Annotated in this window: 21 protein-coding genes; 13 read left to right on the forward strand and 8 right to left on the reverse strand. The window is 65.3% G+C overall.

Going from position 1 to position 22,937, the window contains the following annotated elements; translation table 11 throughout:
• Window positions 1-110 precede the first annotated feature (110 nt).
• Window positions 111-1,319, forward strand: a complete 1,209-nt coding sequence (locus PWS46_RS11520; protein ID WP_434615157.1) for a DUF2336 domain-containing protein — start codon at window positions 111-113, stop codon at window positions 1,317-1,319.
• A gap of 199 nt (window positions 1,320-1,518) precedes the next feature.
• Here the strand turns inward: PWS46_RS11520 and PWS46_RS11525 are convergent, their stop codons facing one another.
• The gene (locus tag PWS46_RS11525) at window positions 1,519-2,013 is read right to left on the reverse strand and encodes a hypothetical protein (protein WP_434615160.1); all 495 of its coding nucleotides are present in this window, start codon (window positions 2,011-2,013) and stop codon (window positions 1,519-1,521) included.
• Between the two features lie 270 nt (window positions 2,014-2,283).
• On the opposite strand from PWS46_RS11525, the gene mdh reads away from it, so the two are divergent.
• The 8 genes from mdh to frc all read left to right on the forward strand — a co-directional run bounded on the left by mdh (window position 2,284) and on the right by frc (window position 13,169).
• Window positions 2,284-3,252, forward strand: a complete 969-nt coding sequence (gene mdh, locus PWS46_RS11530; protein WP_109155085.1) for a malate dehydrogenase — start codon at window positions 2,284-2,286, stop codon at window positions 3,250-3,252.
• A 132-nt stretch (window positions 3,253-3,384) separates the two neighbouring features.
• Window positions 3,385-4,581: an ADP-forming succinate--CoA ligase subunit beta gene (gene sucC, locus PWS46_RS11535; protein WP_434615164.1), complete on the forward strand. Its 1,197-nt coding sequence runs from the start codon at window positions 3,385-3,387 to the stop codon at window positions 4,579-4,581.
• Between the two features lies 1 nt (window position 4,582).
• Entirely contained in the window at window positions 4,583-5,458 is an 876-nt protein-coding gene (sucD, locus tag PWS46_RS11540) for a succinate--CoA ligase subunit alpha (protein WP_014246680.1), read from the forward strand.
• Between the two features lie 292 nt (window positions 5,459-5,750).
• A complete protein-coding gene (locus PWS46_RS11545) occupies window positions 5,751-8,702 on the forward strand; it encodes a 2-oxoglutarate dehydrogenase E1 component (RefSeq protein WP_434615167.1) in 2,952 nt (983 codons plus the stop codon).
• 41 nt (window positions 8,703-8,743) lie between these two features.
• Window positions 8,744-9,988: a 2-oxoglutarate dehydrogenase complex dihydrolipoyllysine-residue succinyltransferase gene (gene odhB, locus PWS46_RS11550; protein ID WP_434615170.1), complete on the forward strand. Its 1,245-nt coding sequence runs from the start codon at window positions 8,744-8,746 to the stop codon at window positions 9,986-9,988.
• 241 nt (window positions 9,989-10,229) lie between these two features.
• The gene (locus PWS46_RS11555) at window positions 10,230-10,985 is read left to right on the forward strand and encodes a DUF1194 domain-containing protein (protein WP_434615173.1); all 756 of its coding nucleotides are present in this window, start codon (window positions 10,230-10,232) and stop codon (window positions 10,983-10,985) included.
• A gap of 343 nt (window positions 10,986-11,328) precedes the next feature.
• Window positions 11,329-11,781, forward strand: a complete 453-nt coding sequence (locus PWS46_RS11560; RefSeq protein WP_434615176.1) for a PAS domain-containing protein — start codon at window positions 11,329-11,331, stop codon at window positions 11,779-11,781.
• Window positions 11,782-11,918: 137 nt separating this feature from the next.
• On the forward strand, window positions 11,919-13,169 hold the full coding sequence (gene frc, locus PWS46_RS11565; protein WP_434615179.1) for a formyl-CoA transferase: 1,251 nt from the start codon (window positions 11,919-11,921) through the stop codon (window positions 13,167-13,169).
• Window positions 13,170-13,381: 212 nt separating this feature from the next.
• Here the strand turns inward: frc and PWS46_RS11570 are convergent, their stop codons facing one another.
• Together PWS46_RS11570 and PWS46_RS11575 are read right to left on the reverse strand one after the other, a co-directional pair.
• A complete protein-coding gene (locus PWS46_RS11570) occupies window positions 13,382-13,528 on the reverse strand; it encodes a hypothetical protein (RefSeq protein ID WP_434615182.1) in 147 nt (48 codons plus the stop codon).
• A 231-nt stretch (window positions 13,529-13,759) separates the two neighbouring features.
• A complete protein-coding gene (locus PWS46_RS11575; protein ID WP_434615185.1) occupies window positions 13,760-14,176 on the reverse strand; it encodes an HRDC domain-containing protein in 417 nt (138 codons plus the stop codon).
• Between the two features lie 182 nt (window positions 14,177-14,358).
• On the opposite strand from PWS46_RS11575, the gene PWS46_RS11580 reads away from it, so the two are divergent.
• Both PWS46_RS11580 and PWS46_RS11585 read left to right on the forward strand, forming a co-directional pair.
• Window positions 14,359-15,366: a hypothetical protein gene (locus PWS46_RS11580; protein ID WP_434615187.1), complete on the forward strand. Its 1,008-nt coding sequence runs from the start codon at window positions 14,359-14,361 to the stop codon at window positions 15,364-15,366.
• 112 nt (window positions 15,367-15,478) lie between these two features.
• Entirely contained in the window at window positions 15,479-15,691 is a 213-nt protein-coding gene (locus PWS46_RS11585; protein WP_434615190.1) for a hypothetical protein, read from the forward strand.
• Window positions 15,692-15,747: 56 nt separating this feature from the next.
• Here the strand turns inward: PWS46_RS11585 and PWS46_RS11590 are convergent, their stop codons facing one another.
• On the reverse strand, window positions 15,748-16,221 hold the full coding sequence (locus PWS46_RS11590) for a ferritin-like domain-containing protein (protein ID WP_434615193.1): 474 nt from the start codon (window positions 16,219-16,221) through the stop codon (window positions 15,748-15,750).
• A 177-nt stretch (window positions 16,222-16,398) separates the two neighbouring features.
• Here PWS46_RS11590 and hrpB point away from each other — a divergent pair, with 177 nt between their 5' ends.
• Both hrpB and PWS46_RS11600 read left to right on the forward strand, forming a co-directional pair.
• Window positions 16,399-18,957 carry an ATP-dependent helicase HrpB gene (gene hrpB / locus PWS46_RS11595; RefSeq protein WP_434615196.1) on the forward strand — a complete coding sequence of 853 codons (2,559 nt, stop codon included), beginning with the start codon at window positions 16,399-16,401 and terminating at the stop codon, window positions 18,955-18,957.
• Window positions 18,958-19,601: 644 nt separating this feature from the next.
• Window positions 19,602-19,910: a helix-turn-helix domain-containing protein gene (locus tag PWS46_RS11600; RefSeq protein ID WP_434615199.1), complete on the forward strand. Its 309-nt coding sequence runs from the start codon at window positions 19,602-19,604 to the stop codon at window positions 19,908-19,910.
• Between the two features lie 10 nt (window positions 19,911-19,920).
• On the opposite strand, the gene PWS46_RS11605 is transcribed toward PWS46_RS11600, so the two are convergent.
• The 4 genes from PWS46_RS11605 to PWS46_RS11620 form a co-directional block, all read right to left on the reverse strand.
• Window positions 19,921-20,460, reverse strand: coding sequence for a hypothetical protein (locus tag PWS46_RS11605; RefSeq protein ID WP_434615202.1), 540 nt, complete (start codon window positions 20,458-20,460; stop codon window positions 19,921-19,923).
• Between the two features lie 269 nt (window positions 20,461-20,729).
• Window positions 20,730-21,884: a hypothetical protein gene (locus tag PWS46_RS11610; protein WP_434615205.1), complete on the reverse strand. Its 1,155-nt coding sequence runs from the start codon at window positions 21,882-21,884 to the stop codon at window positions 20,730-20,732.
• Entirely contained in the window at window positions 21,878-22,225 is a 348-nt protein-coding gene (locus PWS46_RS11615; RefSeq protein WP_434615208.1) for a hypothetical protein, read from the reverse strand. The genes PWS46_RS11610 and PWS46_RS11615 overlap by 7 nt, the downstream gene beginning before the upstream one ends.
• Window positions 22,226-22,228: 3 nt before the next feature.
• Window positions 22,229-22,798 carry a hypothetical protein gene (locus PWS46_RS11620; RefSeq protein ID WP_434615211.1) on the reverse strand — a complete coding sequence of 190 codons (570 nt, stop codon included), beginning with the start codon at window positions 22,796-22,798 and terminating at the stop codon, window positions 22,229-22,231.
• Window positions 22,799-22,937 lie beyond the last annotated feature (139 nt).

The raw sequence follows: 22,937 nt of genomic DNA on the forward strand, positions 1-22,937 counted from the left end.
CCAGTGCCGAATTAGGACGCCGTTAACCAGGGGGGCGCTTCGATGGACCGCATGATCCCACCACTGCCGCTCCGGCCCCGCCGCGGCACAACCACAAGGCTTCAGGTCCGGTGACAGCCCGGCGCACCCCGTTCCGCCCCTCCCGCCGCCTCCCGCCGGAGACGGACTGCGGCGTCGCGCCCGAACTGATGGACTATCTGTTCGCCGAGTCGGCCGACGCGGCCCCTCCCCCCGCGCCGCCCGGCCGCAACGTCGCCCGTCAGGTCGGCGACGTGCTGGTCGAATCGCGGCTGGCCGGGATGGGCGACGCCGACGTGCGCTCCAATCTGGCCCGCAAGCTGTGCCGGCTGCTGCCCGACCTGCCGCCGGGCGGGGCCGACACCGTCAGCACGGTCGCTGTCCGTGCGCTGGAACAGCTGGCCCGCGACCACATCGTCCGTGTGCGCGAGGCGCTGGCGACGGCGATCAAGGACATCGCCTGCGCCCCGCCCTCGGTGGTGGCGACACTGGCGCGCGATGTCGAACGCTCGGTGGCGGAGCCGGTTCTGCGCTGCTGCGCGGCGCTTAGCGACGAGGATCTGCTGGACATCGTCGCCGCGGCTCCCGCCGGCTGGGCGCTGTCGGCCATCGCCCGGCGCCACAGCATCGGCGCCGCCCTGTCCGACGCCATCGCCGGCAGCGGCCATGCCGAGGCGACCGGCATCCTGCTCGACAACAGCGGCGCGGTGATCGCCGAACCGACGCTGGAATCTCTGGTGGAGCGGTCGGCCCACCATCCCGACTGGCGGGAGAAGCTGGCCCGCCGTCCCGCCCTGCCCCGCCGGCTGGCGCTGCGGCTGGCCGATTTCGTCGATCTGGCGGTGGTGGAGACTTTGCGGCGGCGTCCCGACTTCGACGACTCCACGGTGGCGGAGATCGCCGCAACCACCCGCCGCCGCATCGACTGGGCGGAAGCCCCCGAGTCGGCCGAGTCGCCGGAACGCCGCGCCGTCCGCCTGCACCGGCTGGGCAAGCTGGACGAGACGGCGCTGGGCGACGCGATGTCGTGGAACGAGACCGGCTTCGTGCGGACGGCGCTGACCTTGCGCGCCCGCGTCGCGCCGGAGGTGGTGGACCTGATCCTGGATGCCCACGACCCGCAGGCGGTCACCGCCCTCGTCTGGCGTGCCGGCCTGTCGATGCGCTGCGCCATGCAGATCCAGACCCGCGCCGCCGGCATCCACCCGCGCGCGATGCTGAACGCCCGGCAGGGCAGCGGCTTCCCGCTCTCCCCCGCCGAGATGGCCCGACACCTGGAACGCTACGGCATCGGGCCGTAGGAGAGCTGCGGCTGCCGCACCCGACGATCATCGCCCTCTCCCGCCCCGGGAGAGGGAGGGGACCCGCCGAAGGTGGGGAGGGTGAGGGGTGGCGCAAGAATCCCGAACCGCATGGCTTCTTGCCTCACCCCTCACCCTTCCCATGCTCCGCATGGGCCCCTTCCCTCTCCCGGGACGGGAGAGGGAGCCCCCTCGAACCTTACTGCAGGCCCCCGCGCGGTATCGGCTGGCGCGGCGTGGCGCGGCCGGTGCGCGGCACCGGGGCGTCGGGCGAGACCTCCTTGTAATAGGGGCCGCGGTCGGTCGGGCCTTCCATCGCCTCGGCCGGGGTGACGATCTGCTCACCGGTGCCGGCATCGAAGGCGATCAGCGGCAGCTCGCGCACCTTCAGGCAGGTTTCGCGCTTGGCGGCCAGTTCCGCCGGCTGCGATCCGTCCAGCGTCACCAGCGGCAGCACCCAGTTCGCCCGCTGGTCGGCGGGGATCGAGGTGTAGACGTAATTGGTCAGCGGCCGGCAATAGGCGATGCTGGCTTCCGCCGTGGCATCGACGATGGGGGCGGCGGCGATGGCGGCGCTGTAATCGCCGACCGTCTGGGCCTGGGCGGCACCGGCCGCCGAGACGCCGGCGATGCCGGCGGCAAGCGCCAGCGACATGGTCAGACCGGGAATGAAACGGGCCACGAGCTTGGCCATCTGCGCTCTCCTTCGACCGTCTTTGAACAAGGTAAGGACCGGACGCGAACCACACGTATAAAGCCGAACGGTCCAGTCGTTGGAAAGGATCATCGGGGGTGCGACGCAAAGCTGCAATGCCTCGCTAGCGGTCAGGCTTGCCCTCCGCGACAAAACGCGCTACCTACGCTTCCGAAATCTCGGGGCGCTGGATCCCTAAGACGTTAGAATGACCAACGGTTCTAGTCTCCCGCTGAATGGGGGACGCTCAAACGTTTTAGGGAACGCTCCATGGCTCGCAAGAAGATTGCGCTCGTCGGTGCCGGCCAGATCGGCGGCACGCTGGCTCTGCTCGCTGCTCAGAAGGAACTGGGCGACGTCGTCCTGTTCGACATCGTCCCAGGCACCCCCGCCGGCAAGGCTCTCGATCTCGCCGAGGCCGCCCCGGTCGAGGGCTACAACGTCAGCCTGACCGGCGGCAACGATTATTCGGCCATCGAGGGCGCCGACGTCGTCATCGTCACCGCCGGCATCCCGCGCAAGCCGGGCATGAGCCGCGACGACCTGATCGGCATCAATTCCGGCGTCTGCAAGACCGTCGGCGAGGCCATCGGCAAGCACGCCCCCAACGCCTTCGTCATCGTCATCACCAACCCGCTCGACGTGATGGTGTGGGTGCTGCAGCAGGCGTCCGGCCTGCCGCCGGAGCGCGTGGTCGGCATGGCCGGCGTGCTCGACTCGGCCCGCTTCCGCTACTTCCTGGCCGAAGAGTTCAACGTCTCGGTCGAGGACGTCACCGCCTTCGTGCTGGGCGGCCACGGCGACACGATGGTCCCGCTGGTGCGCTACTCCACCGTCGCCGGCATCCCGCTGCCCGATCTGGTCAAGATGGGCTGGACCACGCAGGAGAAGCTGGACGCCATCGTTCAGCGCACCCGTGACGGCGGTGCCGAGATCGTCAAGCTGCTGGGCAACGGCTCGGCCTTCTACGCCCCGGCCGCCTCCGCCATCCAGATGGCCGAGTCCTACCTGAAGGACCAGAAGCGCGTCCTGCCGGTCGCCGCCCACCTGAGCGGCCAGTATGGCCAGGACGACCTCTACGTCGGCGTCCCGACGATCATCGGCGCCGGCGGCGTCGAGAAGATCATCGAGATCGAGCTGAACGACGAAGAGAAGGCGATGTTCCAGAACTCCGTCGACGCGGTGAAGACGCTGGTCGACGTCGTCAAGAAGCTGGACGCCGAAAAGGCCGCTTCCTAAGGAACGGACCGCGCGGTCTCCGGCGCCGTCCCGGCCCATTTTCCGGGTCCGGGACGGCGCCGGTGGTGCGCCCGTCTTGTCCTTCAGTCGACCCGTTCTCGTCAGCCGAACCAAAAAACAGATGGACGCCCGATGAACATCCATGAGTACCAGGCGAAAAGCCTGCTGAAGAAGTACGGCGTCGCGGTTCCCCGCGGCGGCGTTGCCTACACCCCGCAGGAGGCCGAGACGGTCGCCCGCGAGCTGGGCGGTCCGGTCTGGGTCGTGAAGTCCCAGATCCACGCCGGTGGCCGCGGCGCCGGCCGCTTCAAGGACAACCCCGAGGGCAAGGGCGGCGTCCGCGTCGTCAAGTCGATCGAGGATGTCGGCAAGAACGCCGCCGAGATGCTGAACCACGTGCTGGTCACCAAGCAGACCGGCGCGGAAGGCCGCGAGGTCAAGCGCCTCTACATCGAGGAAGGCGCCGACATCAAGCGCGAGCTGTATCTCGGCATGCTGATCGACCGCGCCACCGGCCGCGTGACGATCATGGCCTCGACCGAAGGCGGTATGGAGATCGAAGAGGTCGCCCATAACACGCCGGAGAAGATCATCAAGGTCGCCGTCGATCCGGCCACCGGCATCCAGGGCTACCACACCCGCAAGGTGGCGTTCGCGCTGGGCCTGGAAGGCAAGCAGGTCGGCGCCGCCGCCAAGTTCATCCAGGCCGCCTACAAGGCGTTCGTGGACCTGGACTGCGCCATCGTCGAGATCAACCCGCTGATCGTCACCGGCGCCGGCGACATCCTGGCGCTCGACGCCAAGATGAACTTCGACGACAACGCGCTGTTCCGTCACAAGGACGTGGAAGAGCTGCGCGACGAGGCCGAAGAGGATCCGGCGGAGATCGAGGCGGCCAAGCACAGCCTCAACTACGTCAAGCTCGACGGCAACATCGGCTGCATGGTGAACGGCGCCGGTCTGGCGATGGCCACCATGGACATCATCAAGCTGTATGGCGGCGAGCCGGCCAACTTCCTCGACGTCGGCGGCGGCGCCACGAAGGAACGCGTCACCGCGGCCTTCAAACTGATCCTGTCCGACAGCAACGTCGAAGGCATCCTGGTCAACATCTTCGGCGGCATCATGCGCTGCGACGTGATCGCCGAGGGCGTGGTCGCCGCGGCGCGCGAAGTGCACCTGCACGTTCCGCTGGTGGTGCGCCTGGAAGGCACCAACGTCGATCTGGGCAAGAAGATCCTGGCCGAATCCGGCCTGCCGATCCTCTCGGCCGACAACCTCGCCGATGCCGCCGAAAAGGTGGTCAAGGCCGTGAAGGAGGCCGCGTAACATGGCTGTTCTCGTCGATAAGAACACGAAGGTGATCTGCCAGGGCTTCACCGGAGCCCAGGGCACCTTCCACTCCGAGCAGGCCATCGCCTACGGCACCAAGATGGTCGGCGGCGTCACGCCCGGTAAGGGCGGCGCCAAGCACCTCGACCTGCCGATCTTCGACACCGTGTCGGAAGCGGTGGAGAAGACCGGTGCCAACGCCTCCGTGATCTACGTGCCGCCGCCCTTCGCCGCGGACGCGATCCTGGAAGCCATCGACGCCGAGATCCCGCTGGTGGTCTGCATCACCGAAGGCATCCCGGTGCTGGACATGGTCCGCGTCAAGCGCGCCCTGGACGGCTCCAAGACCCGCCTGATCGGCCCGAACTGCCCCGGCATCATCACGCCGGACGAGTGCAAGATCGGCATCATGCCGGGCCACATCCACAAGCGCGGCAAGATCGGCATCGTCTCGCGCTCCGGCACGCTGACCTATGAGGCCGTCGCGCAGACAACGGCGGCCGGTCTCGGCCAGACCACCTGCATCGGCATCGGCGGCGATCCGGTCAACGGCACCAACTTCGTCGACAGCCTGGAGCTGTTCGTGAAGGACCCGGAGACCGAGGGCATCATCATGATCGGCGAGATCGGCGGCGACGCCGAAGTCCGCGGCGCCGAGTTCATCAAGGCCTCGGGCACGAAGAAGCCGGTCGTCGGCTTCATCGCCGGCCGCACGGCGCCTCCGGGCCGCCGCATGGGCCATGCCGGCGCGGTGATCTCCGGCGGCAACGACACCGCCGACTTCAAGATCGACTTCATGAAGTCGGTCGGCATCGCCGTCGCCGACAGCCCCGCCAGCCTGGGCTCCACCATGCTGAAGGTGTTCAAGGGCTGATGGCCTGCGGGCGTCGCCTCCGGGTGACGCCCACGGCCCGCTGCCTTTGAAAAGAGGACGACCAGGACGAGGTTGACGGGCGGGACGCTGCGGTGCCCCGCCCGCCGCCTCTTCGGGCGGCCCCCTGGACGGATGGTCCTGGGAACCCATATGCAAGCGTCGGCGGTGCGCCTGGCACCCCACCGGCTGTTTCCGCCGGTTCTTGCACATGGGTATCCATCGACCCACCGCCTCCTTCATCACCCGCGATCATCTCCCACAGGGACCCGGGCGCACGGCCCGAGGTGAAACCATGTCGGCAAATCTGGAACAGACCTCGTTCCTCTTCGGCTCGAACGCCGGTTACGTCGCCGAACTCTACGCCAGCTACCTGTCCAACCCGGCCACCGTCGACCCCAGCTGGAACAGCTTCTTCCAGGATCTGGACGAGGATTCGCGCGCCGTCCTGGACGAGCTGCGCGGCGCGTCCTGGACCGTGTCCGATCTGGAAGACCCCAAGGCCAAGCGCGACCCGGTCGCCGAAAGCTTCATCGTCGGCGCCCCCAACGGCGCCGCGAACGGCGCCGCCGCCGCGATGAACGGCCCCGGCAACGGCGCCATGCTGGCCCACGCCCAGCAGGTCTATGGCGGCATCAGCCCGCAGCAGCTGCGCGCCGCCACGCTGGACAGCATCCGCGCCCTGATGCTGATCCGCGTCTTCCGCGTCCGCGGCCACATGAACGCGCATTTCGACCCGCTGGGCCTGGAAAAGCGCGAGCCGCACCCGGAGCTGGATCCGGCGACCTACGGCTTCGGCCCGGACGACCTCGACCGTCCGATCTTCCTGAACTACTCGCTCGGCCTGGAAACGGCGTCGCTGCGCCAGATCCTGGAAATCCTGCACAAGACCTATTGCGGGACGATCGGCGTCGAGTTCATGCACATCCAGGATCCGGAAGAGAAGGCCTGGATCCAGGAGCGCATCGAGGGCGGCCGCAATCACACCGACTTCACGGTGAACGGCAAGCGCGCCATCCTGGAGCGTCTGACCGCGGCCGAGGGCTTCGAGAAGTTCCTGCAGCTGAAATACACCGGCACCAAGCGCTTCGGCCTTGAGGGCGGCGAGTCGATGATCCCCGCGCTGGAGCAGATCCTGAAGCGCGGCGGTCAGCTCGGCCTCAAGGAGGTCGTCGTCGGCATGGCCCACCGCGGCCGTCTGAACGTGCTGACCAACTTCATGGGCAAGCCCTTCTCCGCCGTCTTCTCGGAGTTCCAGGGCAACCCGTCGAGCCCGCAGGACGTGCAGGGTTCGGGCGACGTGAAGTACCATCTCGGCACCTCGTCGGACCGTGACTTCAACGGCAACATCGTCCACCTGTCGCTGACCGCCAACCCGTCCCACCTGGAATGGGTCAACCCGGTCGTGCTGGGCAAGGTGCGCGCCAAGCAGCAGCAGCGCCGCGACCTTGAGCGCGAGCAGGTGATGGGCGTGCTGATCCACGGCGACGCCGCCTTCGCCGGCCAGGGCATCGTGGCCGAGACGCTGGGCCTGTCGGAGCTGCGCGGCTACCGCACCGGCGGCACCATGCACTTCATCATCAACAACCAGATCGGCTTCACCACCAACCCGACCTATTCGCGGTCGGGCGTGTACTGCTCCGACATGGCCAAGATGGTGCAGGCGCCGATCTTCCACGTGAACGGCGACGATCCCGAAGCCGTCGTCCATGTCAGCCGCATCGCCATCGAGTTCCGCCAGAAGTTCAAGCGGGACGTCGTGATCGACATGGTCTGCTACCGCCGCCATGGTCACAACGAGGGTGACGAGCCGGGCTTCACCCAGCCGCTGATGTACAAGAAGATCCGCGCCCACGCGACCACGCGCGAGCTGTACGCCAAGCAGCTGGTCGAAGAGAACGTGATCACCCAGGCCGAGGGCGACCAGATCACCCAGGACTTCATGAAGAAGCTCGAGGGTGAGTTCGAGGCGTCCAGCACCTACAAGCCGAACAAGGCCGACTGGCTGGAAGGCAAGTGGGCCGGCCTGCAGGCGCAGGGCGCCGACACCGCCCACCGCGGCGAGACCGGCGTGGACATCGACAAGCTGAAGCAGATCGGCTTCAAGCTCTGCGAGTACCCGAAGGACTTCGCGATCAACTCCAAGATCGCGCGCCAGCTGGAAGCCAAGAAGAAGACGCTCGAATCGGGCGAAGGCATCGACTGGGCGACCGCCGAGGCGCTGGCCTACGCCACCCTGGTCGCCGAGGGCACCGGCGTCCGCCTGTCGGGCCAGGATTCCGGCCGCGGCACCTTCTCGCACCGCCATGCGGTGATGTACGACCAGAACACCGAAGAGAAGTACGTCCCGCTCTGCCACGTCAGCCCGGATCAGGCGACCTTCGAGGTCCATGACAGCCCGCTGTCGGAAGCCGCCGTCGTCGGTTACGAATACGGCTATTCGCTGGCCGAGCCGCACAATCTGGTGCTGTGGGAGGCGCAGTTCGGCGATTTCGCCAACACCGCGCAGACCATCATCGACCAGTTCATCTCGTCGGGCGAGTCCAAGTGGCTGCGCATGTCCGGCCTGGTGATGCTGCTGCCGCACGGCTACGAGGGCCAGGGTCCGGAGCACTCCTCCGCCCGTCCGGAACGCTTCCTGCAGATGTGCGCCGAGGACAACTGGCAGATCTGCAACGTCACGACGCCGGCCAACCTGTTCCACGTCTTCCGCCGTCAGATCCGCCGCAGCTTCCGCAAGCCGCTGGTCCTGTTCACGCCGAAGTCGCTGCTGCGCCACAAGCTGTGCATCTCCGACCTGTCGGAGATGGGTCCGGGCAGCACGTTCCACCGCGTGCTGGGCGAGACCGCCAACGATCTGGCCGCCAACGACAAGATCCGCCGCATCGTCGTCTGCTCCGGCAAGGTCTATTACGACCTGCTGCAGGAGCGCATGAGCCGCGGCATCAAGGACGTGGTCATCCTGCGCCTGGAACAGCTCTACCCGTTCCCGAAGGACGCTCTGGCGGCCGAGTTCGCCAAGTATCCGAACGCCGAGCTGGTCTGGTGCCAGGAAGAGCCGGAGAACCAGGGCGCCTGGCATTTCGCCGACCGCCGCCTGGAAGCCGTGCTGAAGGACGTCGGCCACAAGGCCGGCCGCCCGTCCTACGTCGGCCGCCCGGCCACCGCCTCGCCGGCGACCGGCCTGCTGAAGCGCCACAACCAGGAGCAGGCCAAGCTTCTGGACGAAGCCCTGACGGTCCGCTGACCATCACCCAAGCGAACAAGAAGACGAACGAGGAATAAGAAATGGCTACCGACATCAAGGTCCCCACGCTGGGTGAGTCCGTCTCCGAGGCGACGGTCGCCCGCTGGCTGAAGAAGGCCGGCGAGGCCGTCGCCATGGACGAGGCGCTGGTCGAGCTGGAGACCGACAAGGTCACGCTTGAGGTGAACGCGTCCGCCGCCGGCGTGCTGGCCGAGATCGTCGCTCCGGAAGGGGCGAACGTCGAGGTCGGCGCCCTGCTGGGCGTCATCAACGAGGGCGCCGGCGCCGGTGCCGCCCCGGCTGCCGCCGCTCCCGCCGCTGCCCCGGCCGCTCCGGCTCCGGCCGCCGCGCCGGCCCCGGCTCCGGCCGCCGCTCCGGGCAACCTGGCCGCCTCCGGCCCGGCCGCCCGCAAGCTGGCGGACGAGAAGGGCATCGACGGCTCGTCCATCGCCGGGTCGGGCAAGGACGGCCGCGTGACCAAGGGCGATGTGCTCGCCGCCCCGGCTCCGGCCGCCAAGCCGGCCGCTCCGGCCCCGGCGCCGAAGCCGGTGTGGGCCGCCGGCACCCAGGGCGACCGTCCGCGCGCCGCGCAGGAAGAGCGCGTCCGCATGACCCGCCTGCGCCAGCGCATCGCCGAGCGCCTGAAGGAGGCGCAGAACACCGCCGCCATGCTGACCACCTTCAACGAGGTGGACATGTCGGCGGCGATCGCTCTGCGCGCCGAGTACAAGGACTATTTCGAAAAGCGCCACAAGGTGCGGCTCGGCTTCATGTCCTTCTTCGTCAAGGCCGCCGTCCAGGCCCTGAAGGAGATCCCGGCCGTCAACGCCGAGATCGACGGCACCGACATGGTCTACAAGAACTACTATGACATCGGCGTCGCCGTCGGCACGCCGCAGGGTCTGGTGGTTCCGGTCGTCCGCGACGCCGACAAGCTGGACTTCGCCGGCGTCGAGGGCACCATCGCCGCTCTCGGCAAGAAGGGCCGTGACGGCAAGCTGTCGATGGACGAACTCACGGGGGGCACCTTCACCATCTCCAACGGTGGTGTCTACGGCTCGCTGATGTCGACCCCGATCATCAACCCGCCGCAGTCCGCCATCCTCGGCATGCACAAGACGATGGACCGCGCGGTCGTCATCGGCGGCAAGATCGAGGTCCGCCCGATGATGTATCTGGCGCTGTCCTACGACCACCGCATCATCGACGGCAAGGAAGCGGTCACCTTCCTCGTCCGCATCAAGGAGCTGATCGAGGATCCGCGCCGCCTGCTGCTGGACGTCTGATACCGGACCGACAACGCGGATAAGGGATCATGGGAGGCGACGAGCCTCCCATGCCCACCGGTCCGGGAGCCGAACGGTTCCTGGACCCCCTGCAAGGACGCTGTCACGGCGTCCTTTTTTCTGTTCTGCCCCGTTTTCCCGTCGGCCCTGCCGGAAATCGCGCTATCCTTCGTTCGTTCACACATGATGAATGCCGGACCCTGCCGGCCCGGACGGCTCCTCCAGCGGAGAGGGTCTTGCCATGGCGGTTCGCGAGCGGATGAGGCGGCTGTGGAGGCGGTGGGTGCCGGCGCTTGCCGCCATCCTCGTCCTGTATGCTGCGGGCGGGGCCGCGCCGGGCCGCGCGCAGATCGTCGTCGACCTTGAACTGGTGCTGGCGGTCGACGCTTCGGCCAGCATCGTCGACAACACGCTGGATTTCCAACTGGCCGGTCATGCCGCGGCGTTTCGCGACCCCCGCATCATCGCCGCCATCGACAGCGGACCGCACCGCCGCGTCGCCGTGACCCTGGTGTCCTGGTCCGATCCGATGTCCTTCCAGGTGCTGATCCCCTGGACCCTGCTCGATAGCGCCGACAGCGTCCGCGCCTTCGCCGACCGGGTCGAACAGGCGCCACGGCGAGACTTCGCCGGCAGCACCGGCATCGGCGCGGCGATGCTGCGCTCGGCCGCCCTGTTCGGCGACAGCGGCTTCCTGTCGTCCCGCCGGATCATCGATCTGGTCAGCAACGGCACCAGCAACATCGGCATCCGGCCGGAATATGCCCGCGACACCGTCACCGCAGCCGGCATCACCGTCAATGGTCTGGTCATCCTCGACGAGGTCGCCTGGCTCGCCGATTACTTCACCGCCAGCGTCGTCGGCGGTGCCGATTGCTTCGTCCGGGTGGCGGACAGCCGCGCCAGCTTCGCCCGCGCCATTCTCGACAAACTGGTCTGGGAGATCGCTACCCATGATCCTCCGCCGGCATCCGGTCGTCCGGACAGGAGAGGATGAGGAAAGCGGGATCGGTGCGTCCGCCGGCCATCTGGCGATCTTCGTTCAAGGGGGCCCCGCTCGAAAGCCCGGATAGCCCCGTCTCCCGCTCCGCCTGTTTCCGACGCCCCGCGGCCCACCCGGCTGCGGGGCGTTTTCAATTGCCCCTCCCCCCTTCGAAAGGTTGGCGCAAACAACAGTTCGCGAAGCGCTCAAATCCTCTTGCATGGTCGATGGTATCTGGTATACCGTATCGATAATGTCAGTGCGGCCTTGGTTTGGGACATCAAACCCCCAATGGCCACCGCCGCACCGGCTCCCCCGGCGCCCAATCCAAGAGGGGGCGAGCGCCAAGGAGATCGACATGGATCAGACAGCAGCAGCGGGTTCGCCCGCGGTTGTGGATTGCGAACAGCTGGTGGCGGTGATCGGCGATGCCGTCATCGTGTCCGACCCGGCCGGCGCCATCACGCTGTGGAATGCGGCGGCGGAGCGGATGTTCGGCTTCACCGCCGGCGAGGCGATGGGCAAGTCGCTCGACATCATCATTCCCGAACGCCAGCGCCAGCGTCATTGGGACGGCTACGAAAAGACCATGGCCACCGGCGAGACCCGCTACGGCCATGACCTGCTGCGGGTTCCGGCGGTGCACAAGGACGGGCACAGCCTGTCGATCGCCTTCACCGTCGCGCTTTTGCGCGGGACCGACGGTGGGGTGTCCGGGATCGTCGCCGTGGTGCGGGACGAAACCGCCCGCTGGACCGAAGAACGGAAACTGCGCCGCCGCCTCACCGAACTCGAAGCGGCGGCCGGCTGACGGCGCCCTGCGGCAATCAGCGAATTCCGGCCTGCAAGCGAACCCGACGCCCCCGATCTCCGGGCGTGGGCCGGCCGGGCAGAAGTGCAAATCCAAGAGACAAACTGAAACTACGTGAAAAAGGGAGAGTTGCAGTCATGACCAAGCCGCTCGAAGGCATTAAGATCATCGACTTCACCCATGTGCAGGCCGGCCCCGCCTGCACCCAGCTTCTGGCCTGGTACGGCGCGGACGTGATCAAGGTCGAACGTCCGGGTGCCGGCGACGTCACCCGCAGCCAGCTGCGTGACATTCCGGGCGCCGACGCGCTCTATTTCACGATGCTGAACAGCAACAAGCGCTCCCTGACGCTCGACACCAAGACGGCCGAGGGCAAGGAAGTCCTGACCCGTCTGATCAAGGAATCCGACGTTCTGGTGGAGAATTTCGGCCCCGGCGCGCTCGACCGCATGGGCTTCAGCTGGGAAAAGATCAAGGAGCTGAACCCCGGCCTGATCGTCGCCTCGGTCAAGGGCTTCAGCGACGGCCACCATTACCAGGACCTGAAGGTCTATGAGAACGTCGCCCAGTGCGCCGGCGGCGCCGCCTCCACCACCGGCTTCTGGGATGGCCCGCCGACCGTGTCCGCCGCCGCTCTCGGCGACAGCAACACCGGCATGCACCTCGCCATCGGCATCCTGACCGCCCTGATGGCCCGCACCAAGACCGGCAAGGGCCAGAAGGTCGCCGTGTCGATGCAGGACAGCGTGCTGAACCTCTGCCGCGTCAAGCTGCGCGACCAGCAGCGCCTCGACCGCGTCGGCTATCTGGAGGAATACCCGCAGTACCCGCACGGCACCTTCTCCGACGTGGTTCCGCGCGGCGGCAATGCCGGCGGCGGCGGCCAGCCGGGCTGGGTGCTGAAGTGCAAGGGCTGGGAGACCGATCCCAACGCCTACATCTACTTCACCATCCAGGGCCATGCCTGGGCGCCGATCTGTAAGGCTCTCGGCCGCGAGGAGTGGATCGACGATCCGGCCTACAACACCGCCGAAGCCCGCCAGGACAAGATCTTCGACATCTTCGCGATCATCGAGGATTGGCTGAAGGACAAGACCAAGTTCGAGGCCGTCGACATCCTGCGCAAGTACGACATCCCGTGCGCCCCGGTGCTGTCGATGAAGGAGATCGCCAACGACCCGTCGCTGCGCGCCAGCGGCACGGTCGTCGAGGTCGACCACAAGGTGCGCGGCAAGTACCTGACCGTCGGCAGCCCGATCAAGTTCTCCGACATGACGGTCGAGGTCACCGGTTCGCCGCTGCTCGGCGAGCACACCGACGAGGTCCTGGCCCAGCTCGGCTACAACAAGGACCAGATCGCCGCCATGCACGACGCCAAGGTGGTCTGAGGCCAAGGAAGGTGGTCTGAGGCAGGTCGCACTTGCCCCCACCCTAACCCTCCCCCGCTCCGCGGGGGAGGGAACCCCGCCGCACTGCGACAGACTCCCTCCTCCGCCCAGCGGGGGAGGGTCGGGGTGGGGGCAAATCAGCAACCACCCCGCACAAACGACAACGGCGCCCATTCCGGGCGCCGTTTTCTTTTTCCCAAACCCTCAGCCCCCTACACCTTCCCGCCGCGCTCCAGATCGTCCAGGATCTCCCCCGCCCGATCGGTCAGGGTGTGCGCCAGCCGGTCGTAATGACCGTTGCCGGTCATGCGGGCGCGCCGGGCGGCCTCCGCGCCCAATCGGGCCAGTTCCTGGGCCATCTTCCGATAGTCCGGAACCGCGGGCCACGCCGCATCCGCCGCGACACGAGTCCTTGAGTGATCTTTCGAAGCCACAAACCACCTCATCCGTCGATGCCGGTGAAGGGCGCAATCCTGGCACGTCGGCGCCAAGGAACCAACTGACGCTTACGGCAGCGGCGGCGCAGCCTTTGGATGTGTCCGCACCCGACCGAACCGGATAGAACCCACCCGAACGCCGCCGCCACGCGCTCAGTCGATCAGCAGATCCAGCGTCGAGCGGACCACCTGCACGATCTCCCCGCCATAGGGCGAGCTGGCCTGACCGCGGGCGTTGACGATGATCGACAGCTCATGCTCCGTCGTCGGGGCGAAGCGGGCGATCTCCTGCACCAGATCGTCGGGCAGGATGGCGTCGCGCGTCACCCCGGCCTGGGTGGCGGCCTTGTCGCGCCAGCCGTTCAGCGCGGCGGCGATGGCCGCCTCGATCTGCTGCGACTCCTCCTTGCGGCGGAGGTCGGTGAACAGCACCAGCACCCGCCACGCGCCGTCGGCATAGGCGGTCTCGATGCGCTGGACCTCGACCGTCCGCAGGAAGGCGGACAGCTGCACCTGCGCCTCTTCGGCGGCGGCGTCGGGAATGGTGAAGGTGCGGATCTCGGTGCTCATCGCCCAACCTTGCTGAAAGGCTTCCCTGGATGGAGGGAGCCTACACAGAAACGGCGCGTTCGGCAAACCGGGACCCTGCCACGGGGGTGTTCCGGGACCTTGGGGATACCCCCAATTTCCATGGGTCGAATCTCCTCCCCCGCGCGTTGTGAGAGTAGCCGCAGCACGCCTGGAGACGCCCGATGTCCGATCTTGAACCGCAGGAGCCGAAACAGGACCTCTCCCCCGTCCCTCCCCATGCCGATGAGACCATTCCCGCCGCGACACCGCGCCGCGGCAGGAGGCGCTGGTGGATGCTGGGGACCGGGCTGCTGCTGGCACCGCTGGCGCTGTGCGGGTTGGCGGTGCTGGCGGTCCTGTGGGCCGGTTCGATGCTCTACGACCAGCCCTTCGCCTGGTACAACCTGAACCGCATCGACACGATGGCCGACCGGGTGGCGCGCAACCCCGATTCGGTGATGGTGGTGGCGCTCGGCGACACCGCGCTGCGCGACGCCACGCTGGACGAGCGCGGCATGGCGAAGGTCGCCGCCGAGCGTGGCGTGCCCAACCTGGAATTCCTGCGCATCGTCCACCGGCAGGCCCAGTTCGCCGATTTCGAGCCGCTGCTCGACCGGCTGATCGCCGTCAAGCCGACGCTGATCCTGCTCGACCGCAACCTGCTGACCGCCAGCCGTGGCCCGGTCGACGAGCTGGAGCGCTACGGCCACGGCCTGTTGCGGCTCTATCGCGGGCAGGCCTATGTGCAGGATCAGGTGGCGCTGCAATACCGGCGCGGCTGCGGCCCGACGCCGTCGGCCTGGCTGACCGGCGGGTCGCCCGGCGCCGTCGACGGCTCCACCGCCACCGCGCGGCAGGTCCGCGCCTTCATCGACCGCGCCTGGACCGCCGGCATCCGCGTCGCCCTGATCGAGGTGCACAGCCGACCCGCCGCCCCGCGCTCCAGCGGCCTGATCGCCACCGCGTCCGCCGCCGAGCCGTCTTCTGCGCCCACCGGCATCAACCTGCCGCTGTGGAACTACGATGACGAGGACGCCGTCCCCGCCACCGCCTGCGGTCAGGCCAGCGCCGACGGACGCAGCGCCTTCTCCGCCTGGCTGACCGGCGGCATCGCCGGAGCGGTGGCCGGCGCCCAGCCCGACCGCATGCCCGGCCGCGCCGTGGTCACCGAAGCAGCGGCGCTGCCCTGATTGCCGCCCCCAAATGACGCAGTGCAACCGTCCCCGCGCTTTCCAGCTTCCGGTTAAACCACTTTTTGTTTATGGTTTTCCGGTCGGGCGAGTCGCAACAGGAGACGGATGCATGGCTTCCATCATGATCAAGAAGGCCGGCGAAGGGCTGGTCTCGCAGGCTCACCGCAACGCCGACGTCGGCCCGACCAGCGGCAGCTCGGTCGTCTATGAAATCCAGAATGTGCCGGGCGACGTCACCGTCGACGACGTGATCGCCGCCTTCAAGGCCTACAAGCCGGCCGACAAGGTGTACGAGATCGACTGGTCCGCCCTGTCAAAGTAATCAGGGGAGGGGGCCGCCAACGCCCCCTTCCTCATCCGTTCCTTCAGGCCGGGCCCTTACTGCTGCAGCGCCGGATAGCGCTTGGCCCACACCTCCAGCTGGGCGACATGCTCGGCCTCTTCGGCGGCGAACTCCTCGGCCATCATGCGGACTTCCTGATCGCTGGTGGTCTTCGCCACTTCGGCATAGAAGGCCTGCCCGCGCTTCTCGCTCTCCAGCGCCAGCTCCAGCGCGTATTCCACCGTCATCAGATAGTGCGAGCCTTCCATGGAGGCCGCTTCCGGGCTGTCGCCGTCCGGCCACTGGAAGTCTTCCGGCGCAAGGTCGGGGATCTTGCGGAAGCCCGACCGTTCCCGCGCCTCGGCCAGATGCATGCGCGAGAATTTCGCCATCTGGCCGAAGAAGGCCGCGACCTCTTGGTTGCCATAGGTCTTCATCGCCTCCGACAGATCGGCGAAGCGGTTGGCGGCGTCCTCCTCCAGCACGCAGGCGTGGGCGAGGAACAGGGCGGCGTCGTGGATTTCGGTCATGGATCCCTTTGATAAGCGAATAAGCCCGACGACCCCAAAACCATACATTTTTTGCGGTCATCGGTCGCGGCCCCTGTCCCCCTCCCCCGCCCCTGCGACCTTTTGGCGCGCGCCGTGCCGCCCACTCCGCGAAAACCATTGCCTTTCCCGCCGGTTCGCGGCAGCAGACTCCCCCTCATGAGCAAGCCCGCCTTCCCCGCCCTTCCAATCGATCCCGTCCTTCCCGCCCTGCTGGAGGCGCTGGACAGCCGCGGCACCGCCGTCCTCCAAGCTCCGCCCGGCGCCGGCAAGACCACGCGGGTGCCGCTGGCCCTGCTCGACGCCGCTTGGGCAAAGGGCCGCAAGATCCTGGTGCTGGAGCCGCGGCGCCTCGCCGCCCGCGCCGCCGCCCGCCGGATGGCGTCGATGCTGGGGGAGACGGTGGGCGAGACCGTCGGCTACCGCGTGCGCCTGGACACCAAGGTCGGCCCGAAGACCCGGATCGAGGTGGTGACCGACGGCCTGTTCCTGCGCCAACTGCAGGAGGACCCGGAGCTTCCCGCCGTCGGCGCCGTCCTGTTCGACGAGTTCCACGAGCGCGGCATCGACAGCGACCTCGCCCTTGCCCTGGTGCAGGAGGCGCGCGGCGCGCTGCGCGACGACCTGCGCCTTGTCGTCATGTCGGCGACGCTCGACGCCGCCCCGGTCGCCACCCTGCTGGCCGACGCAGACGGCCCCGCCCCGATGGTGACCAGCGAGGGCCGCGCCTACCCCGTCGAGACCCGCCACCTCGACGCGCCCACCCAAGGCACCCGCATCGAGGACGCGGTGGCCGCCGCCGTTCGCCGCGCCCTGCGTGAGGAACCCGGCAACGCCCTGGTCTTCCTGCCCGGTGTCGGCGAGATCCGCCGCGTCCAGTCCCTGCTCGACCAGTCCGACCTCGGCCCGAACACCATCATCGCCCCGCTCTATGGCGACCTGTCGGCCGAGGCGCAGGACCGCGCCATCTCCCCCACCCCGCCCGGCCAGCGCAAGATCGTGCTGGCGACCTCCATCGCCGAGACCAGCCTGACCATCGAGGGCATCCGCATCGTGGTCGACAGCGGCCTGATGCGGGTTCCGCGTTTCGACCCGCGCGGCGGCATGACCCGTCTGGCGACGGTGAAGGTCAGCCAGGCCTCGGCCGAGCAGCGCCGTGGCCGCGCCGGCCGTCTGGAGCCCGGCGTCTGTTACCGCCTGTGGCCGGAGGCGACGCACAAGGCGCTGGCCCCCTTCACCACGCCGGAGATCGCCGACGCCGACCTCGCCCCGCTGGCGCTGGAGCTTGCGGTGTGGGGCGTCTCCGACCCCGCCAGCCTGTCCTGGCTCGACCAGCCGCCGGCCGCGGCGATGGCCCAGGCGCGCGAGCTGCTGACCGGCCTCGGCGCGCTCGACCGGTCGGGCGCGATCACCCCGCACGGCCGCCGCATGGCCGGCTTCGGCGTGCATCCGCGTCTGGCCCACATGATGCTGGCCGGCAAGGCGATGGGCCAGGGCGCGCTCGCCTGTCTGGTCGCGGCCCTGCTGGGCGAGCGCGACATCGTCCGCTCCCAACCGGGCTTCCGCGACGCCGACCTGCGCCTGCGCGTCGACCTGCTGCGCGGCGAGGAGCGCGGCGGCCAGGGTGCGGCGCGCGGCCTCAGCGTCGATCGCGGTGGGGCACAGCAGGCGGTGAAGCAGGCGCGGCAGTGGCGCCGGCAGCTCGGCGTGCGCGACGACGACGCGATGGACTCGAACGCCGTCGGCATCCTGGTGGCGCTCGCCTATCCCGACCGCATCGGCCAGCGCCGCCCCGGAGGCCAGCCCGGCGGGGTTGCGGCGCAGTATCGCCTGTCGGGCGGTCGCGGCGCCTATTTCCAGCAGGCCGAGCCGCTGTCGGCCGAGGAGTGGCTCGCCATCGCCGACCTCGACGGCGCCGCCCGCGAATCGCGCATCTTCCTGGCCGCCCCGGTCACGCTGGCCGATCTGGAGGAGAGCTTCGCCGACGACATCCGCAGCGAGACCATCGTCGCCTGGGACACGCGCGAGCAGATGGTGCTGGCGCGGCGCCGCCGCATGCTGTTCGCCCTGATCCTGAAGGACGAGAAGCTGGCCAAGCCGCCGGCCGAGGCGATGACCGCCGCGATGATCGAGGGCATCCGCGCGCTCGGCCCCGCCTGCCTGCCCTGGACCGACGAGCTGCGCAAATGGCGCACCCGCGTGATGTTCCTGCGCATGAAGGAAGGCGACGTCTGGCCCGACCTGTCCGACGCGGCCTTGATGGACGGCCTGGAGGAGTGGCTGGCCCCTTTCCTCGACGGCGTGTCGCGCCGCGCCCATCTGGAGCGCATCGACCTGTCGAGCGCCTTGCGCGCCCTGCTACCCTGGGAGTTGCGGACCCGCCTGGACGCCGAGGCCCCAACCCATGTCGAGGTGCCGAGCGGCTCCCGCATTCCCATCGACTATGACGGCGAGGAGCCGGTTCTGGCGGTGCGCCTGCAGGAGATGTTCGGCCTTGCCGAGACCCCGCGCATCGCCGGCGGCCGGGTTCCGCTTCTGCTGCACCTGCTGTCCCCCGCCCGCCGCCCGGTGCAGGTCACCCGCGACCTCGCGAGCTTCTGGGCCAACGCCTACAAGGCGGTGAAGGCGGATTTGAAGGGCCAGTACCCGAAACATTACTGGCCCGACAACCCGCTGGAAGCCGAACCGACCGCCAGGGCGAAGCCGAGGGGGCGGTAACGGCCCGCCCCCTCCCCTCCCCTCCGCAAACTTCCCCTCTCCCCCCTGGGGAGAGGGTCAGGGTGAGGGGGCAGCAAAGGCGCCAGCCTTTGCCAGGGGATTGCGAAGGGGCAGCATGCCCCTTGGCGGCGCGCGAAAGCGCGCCCGACCACCCTCTCCCTGGGGGGCTATGGCATTCACACAACTCCAGGCATCGCTAAGCTTCTGGGACAAAAGGAACTTTGCGTCATCCCCGCGAAGGCGGGGATCCAGGAAACTCCGCAGATCAGCGGCGGATGTGGCTGGATTCCCGCCTTCGCGGGAATGACGGCCGACAAAATTGCTTTATCCCAATATCTTAAGTGACGCTGAGATGTGTGAATGCCATCGCCCGCCCCGGGAGAGGGCGCGGAGCCGACGGCCGTAGGCCGGACGAGCACCGAAGGTGATCGTAGGCGGAGCGCAGTCGCGAGACTTGCGAGCGACTTTGGACCCGCGCCGAAGGCGTGGGGAGGGTGAGGGTTGGATCAAGAATCCAGAACCGCATGGCCCCTGCACATCCCCAGCCAAAGCCGGACGCAAATGCGGTAGCCGCATCCCCTCGCAAAGCGCATATTAGATGCGCCTCACCAGCCACCACGCCGAAGACACCAGGGAGCCCGACCATGCGGAGCTTGCATGATTTGCGCGACGAGATGCTGGCGGTCGCCCAGGGCACCCGCCCGGTTCTCCCGGTGCAGTCCGTGACGGATGGCGAGTCGGTCTCCGGCCTTCTCGGCGTGCTGACCCCGGCCAATCGTGCGTTGATGCAACTGATCGCCACCGAACGCCCGGAGACGGTCTCCCGCCTCGCCCAACTCGCCAACCGCGCCCAACCCAACGTCTCGCGCGCTCTGCAAGATTTGGCGAAGCACGGTCTTGTGCGACTGGTCCACGACGGCATGAAAATCCGGCCGGAAATACTAATCAGATAAGGAGCATCTCCTATACAATACAAATCACTGATGCGGAAAACCCTTCTATCATTGTCTTCTGAGAAGTTTGCGCTGACATCAATGATGGGTTTTGTCCATTGATTATTAAAGCATGATCACCAGATCGAAATCTCAGTGAGCCATTGATGTTTGCTAAGCCGATGAAAATTGGACGAAATCCGCGCCCCCTTCCAGAACTCAAACCGTATCTGGAAACTCCATCGGTCAATATCAGACTTAATGCCTCACCATAATCTATTACTTCCGCATAGTCATCTGATGTTCTCAAGCTTTCTAAAACCCCCATCCCACGATCACTTGCCGCAAATTCAAACACTCCTTTTTCAGCGCGAAATGCTATAATCCCATCTTCGCTTACGCCAGAATGCTCGTAAATATTGTCACGAAGTTCACCGAGCGCCCCAGCGAACTGTGCTGACGTTCTACGACTAAACCCCGCCATGTTTGCTGCTTTTTGAGCACATAAGGCAAATGAAACCCATGCCTTCTCATCATTCACTAAGTCAGATGATGTGCGCAAAAAGCCCATGGTCTGCGTTTCTGGAAGCACCCAATGTAGGCGCCCATCATCAAGAGCTCGAATAAAGGCGTCCAATTCTCCTAGCGACAACCAGGAAGCACTTCGGAGAGACGGCAATATCCTTCTCTCCGCTAAACGCGCAAATTCTAGTATAGGCCCAATTGCCTCAGCTTCAAATCTGGGAATTTGGCGACCATCAAGCCGCCCCCGATCTGCAGCGAAAGATAAGTCATCAAGTGCGCGAAAGTCAAATCTCATGGGTTTCAAGGCTGGCCTTTCTAATCTCTCTTTCGCGAATTTAAACTCTCCAGCATGTCTGACACTAAAAGCCTTGTCATCTCAACATTATGGAAAAAAATATCATCCAAACACTCCTCCGGTTCTGTTGGAGAGCTCACCCATGAAACCTCTGAATTCCCTTTTGGATACGCCTTATGACGCATCATTGTCCTCATGAAGGCCGACGAGTCAATAGAGGTTACTCTGTCAAAAAACTTTGCAATATCTGGAAGGAGGTCAACTCCACCTCGCACAAGCAAATTAAGGGGACGCCCAATATCGTTGACCATCTTGGTCAACATCTCTGCATGTGCTTTCCTACGCCCTGGCCATCCTGTTCCTGTTGTAAATTCATAAGCAAGATGACTAATCTCATCTCGGCTTTTAATGTAATCCCCCCACCTTTCGAAATCTCGTTCAGTTCTAGCATTTATATGGAGAGCCGCCGGCAATCCAAATCTAATAAACTCCTCATGAACAATAGCTATTCTCTTCATTGAATGCATATCGTCCCATCGAGGACGATCTATAAACAAGCTATAGTTTGGTGTTGTTACAATAGAAACTCCAACATTCTTCATCGCAATTATAATATTTTTTCGCAATTCCTCACCAAGGCCCCACCATTTTTCCAGCGGTGGATCCTTATTTGTTCCAGTCAGGACAATCTGCGCTCCGGGAGGAATGCAAAATTTTTCGCAGACCTCTTCGTGAGATGAAAAACGCGGCAGACCGGTGCGGGCGCTAAAAAGAGAGTAGAGCGACAGTGCAACTGTTGAAATATTGGGAGGAACTATCCGACGCGATCTATGATAAATAATTGGCACCACTCGAGGCAATTCTGGAGTATAAACTTTAGGGGCGCGCGGAACTGTATTTAGTTCAAAAGTTCCAACTTCACGAACCCTGTCAGCAAATTCATGGTGATTACGACAAACTCGGTCGCAATTCTCAGGATTTCCGCAACAAAACTGCAGACAGTCGAGGAGGGAAGATTCTATCGACAGCCCCCCACAAAGCTCTTTATCTGGACAAACTGCACATCCTAATGAACCTGATGCCGATCGAGGATTATCCCATAAACTCTTTTCAGCTTTTAGCTTTCTACGAATTCTAGCGCGCTTAACTTCTCTTTTTCCTATTCCCGTCAACATATTGAAATCTCCGCCACACCAGAGAATATATGAACTTGCTCAACAGTACCTTTTGCTATTCCGCAAGAATCTCCGATTGCCTGAATTAGAGCGGGAGAAGGATTCGGAAATTTGGCGACGCTGCGGTTTCCTCGGAGGGCGAACAACTCCCCTCCCCTAATCTCAACAGTTAGTTTATCTCCTGCAGAGAGATTTGTGTTGCCTATAATATCAGCCGCTGCAGTCCGGGTAGCCTTGGAAGGCTTACGTGTGAAGAGATCAGACGTAGCGAGTTCAACCTTCCCTCGATCCCAGCTCTTCAAGAAGCTAGGAGTTGCCTTCTCGACGAAGTCAGCACCCATCTCTCAACTCCCTTCAAAAAGAGGACGGTATCGCTTCGACCTACCTTGACTATCTTCGATAACGAGACCCAAGCTTGACAACGATGACAATCGATTATTCCATGCGGTTGTGTGTTTTGTTCCCTCACTCTGACCATATTCGCGCATCAACTCACCAGCATCAGTTATTCCATGCCTGCGTACAAGATCAAAAGTCATTCTCTGCTTAGGATCAAGTTCACCTAACGGGAAAGCATTCGATACATTTTCATTCTTCCCCAACGAACATAGCATTATGGCTTCGCCCCGCGACCTCAGAACCTCTAAGAGCTCGTCTTGCACAACGTCATTTGCGTTTGCAATGGCAGGATAAAAATTTGACTTTCTCTTGCGAATGATCTCTCGAAAAGCCAGAACAGACTCTCTCAGAAAACTCGCTGTTGCGACGTCTATATCAGAGAAATCTAAAAAAATCGGTTCTGGACCATCCCTTTCTGAGCTTGCAGCTTCAAGCAGGCGGTTCAAAGCCATCCTGCCGTTCATTGCGCCGGCCAAAATTGGGCTGCGACCGACTTCCAGCAGGTCAATTTTCATCGGATCACATACCTCACGTCAATCACGTGAGATAAATTAGGTTCAGGGCGTGCAGGAGTCAAGGGCTGATGTCACAGAGGCATTCAAGCCACAACTGTCTTTTCCACGCACCCTTACCGCCGACCGCCATTCGTGATAG

Source organism: Azospirillum sp. B2RO_4 (genome assembly GCF_051124815.1).
GTDB lineage: Bacteria > Pseudomonadota > Alphaproteobacteria > Azospirillales > Azospirillaceae > Azospirillum.

Excerpts from the sequence above, each read along its gene's own strand:
- hrpB (WP_434615196.1), top strand. The coding sequence starts at position 16,399 with ATGAGCAAGCCCGCCTTCCCCGCCCTTCCAATCGATCCCGTCCTTCCC.
- PWS46_RS11555 (WP_434615173.1), top strand. The coding sequence starts at position 10,230 with ATGGCGGTTCGCGAGCGGATGAGGCGGCTGTGGAGGCGGTGGGTGCCG.
- PWS46_RS11610 (WP_434615205.1), bottom strand. The coding sequence starts at position 21,884 with ATGTTGACGGGAATAGGAAAAAGAGAAGTTAAGCGCGCTAGAATTCGT.
- PWS46_RS11615 (WP_434615208.1), bottom strand. The coding sequence starts at position 22,225 with ATGGGTGCTGACTTCGTCGAGAAGGCAACTCCTAGCTTCTTGAAGAGC.
- PWS46_RS11620 (WP_434615211.1), bottom strand. The coding sequence starts at position 22,798 with ATGAAAATTGACCTGCTGGAAGTCGGTCGCAGCCCAATTTTGGCCGGC.
- frc (WP_434615179.1), top strand. The coding sequence starts at position 11,919 with ATGACCAAGCCGCTCGAAGGCATTAAGATCATCGACTTCACCCATGTG.
- PWS46_RS11605 (WP_434615202.1), bottom strand. The coding sequence starts at position 20,460 with ATGGGCTTTTTGCGCACATCATCTGACTTAGTGAATGATGAGAAGGCA.
- PWS46_RS11545 (WP_434615167.1), top strand. The coding sequence starts at position 5,751 with ATGTCGGCAAATCTGGAACAGACCTCGTTCCTCTTCGGCTCGAACGCC.
- PWS46_RS11570 (WP_434615182.1), bottom strand. The coding sequence starts at position 13,528 with ATGGCCCAGGAACTGGCCCGATTGGGCGCGGAGGCCGCCCGGCGCGCC.
- sucD (WP_014246680.1), top strand. The coding sequence starts at position 4,583 with ATGGCTGTTCTCGTCGATAAGAACACGAAGGTGATCTGCCAGGGCTTC.
- sucC (WP_434615164.1), top strand. The coding sequence starts at position 3,385 with ATGAACATCCATGAGTACCAGGCGAAAAGCCTGCTGAAGAAGTACGGC.
- PWS46_RS11590 (WP_434615193.1), bottom strand. The coding sequence starts at position 16,221 with ATGACCGAAATCCACGACGCCGCCCTGTTCCTCGCCCACGCCTGCGTG.
- PWS46_RS11560 (WP_434615176.1), top strand. The coding sequence starts at position 11,329 with ATGGATCAGACAGCAGCAGCGGGTTCGCCCGCGGTTGTGGATTGCGAA.
- mdh (WP_109155085.1), top strand. The coding sequence starts at position 2,284 with ATGGCTCGCAAGAAGATTGCGCTCGTCGGTGCCGGCCAGATCGGCGGC.
- PWS46_RS11580 (WP_434615187.1), top strand. The coding sequence starts at position 14,359 with ATGTCCGATCTTGAACCGCAGGAGCCGAAACAGGACCTCTCCCCCGTC.
- PWS46_RS11525 (WP_434615160.1), bottom strand. The coding sequence starts at position 2,013 with ATGGCCAAGCTCGTGGCCCGTTTCATTCCCGGTCTGACCATGTCGCTG.
- PWS46_RS11600 (WP_434615199.1), top strand. The coding sequence starts at position 19,602 with ATGCGGAGCTTGCATGATTTGCGCGACGAGATGCTGGCGGTCGCCCAG.
- PWS46_RS11575 (WP_434615185.1), bottom strand. The coding sequence starts at position 14,176 with ATGAGCACCGAGATCCGCACCTTCACCATTCCCGACGCCGCCGCCGAA.
- odhB (WP_434615170.1), top strand. The coding sequence starts at position 8,744 with ATGGCTACCGACATCAAGGTCCCCACGCTGGGTGAGTCCGTCTCCGAG.
- PWS46_RS11585 (WP_434615190.1), top strand. The coding sequence starts at position 15,479 with ATGGCTTCCATCATGATCAAGAAGGCCGGCGAAGGGCTGGTCTCGCAG.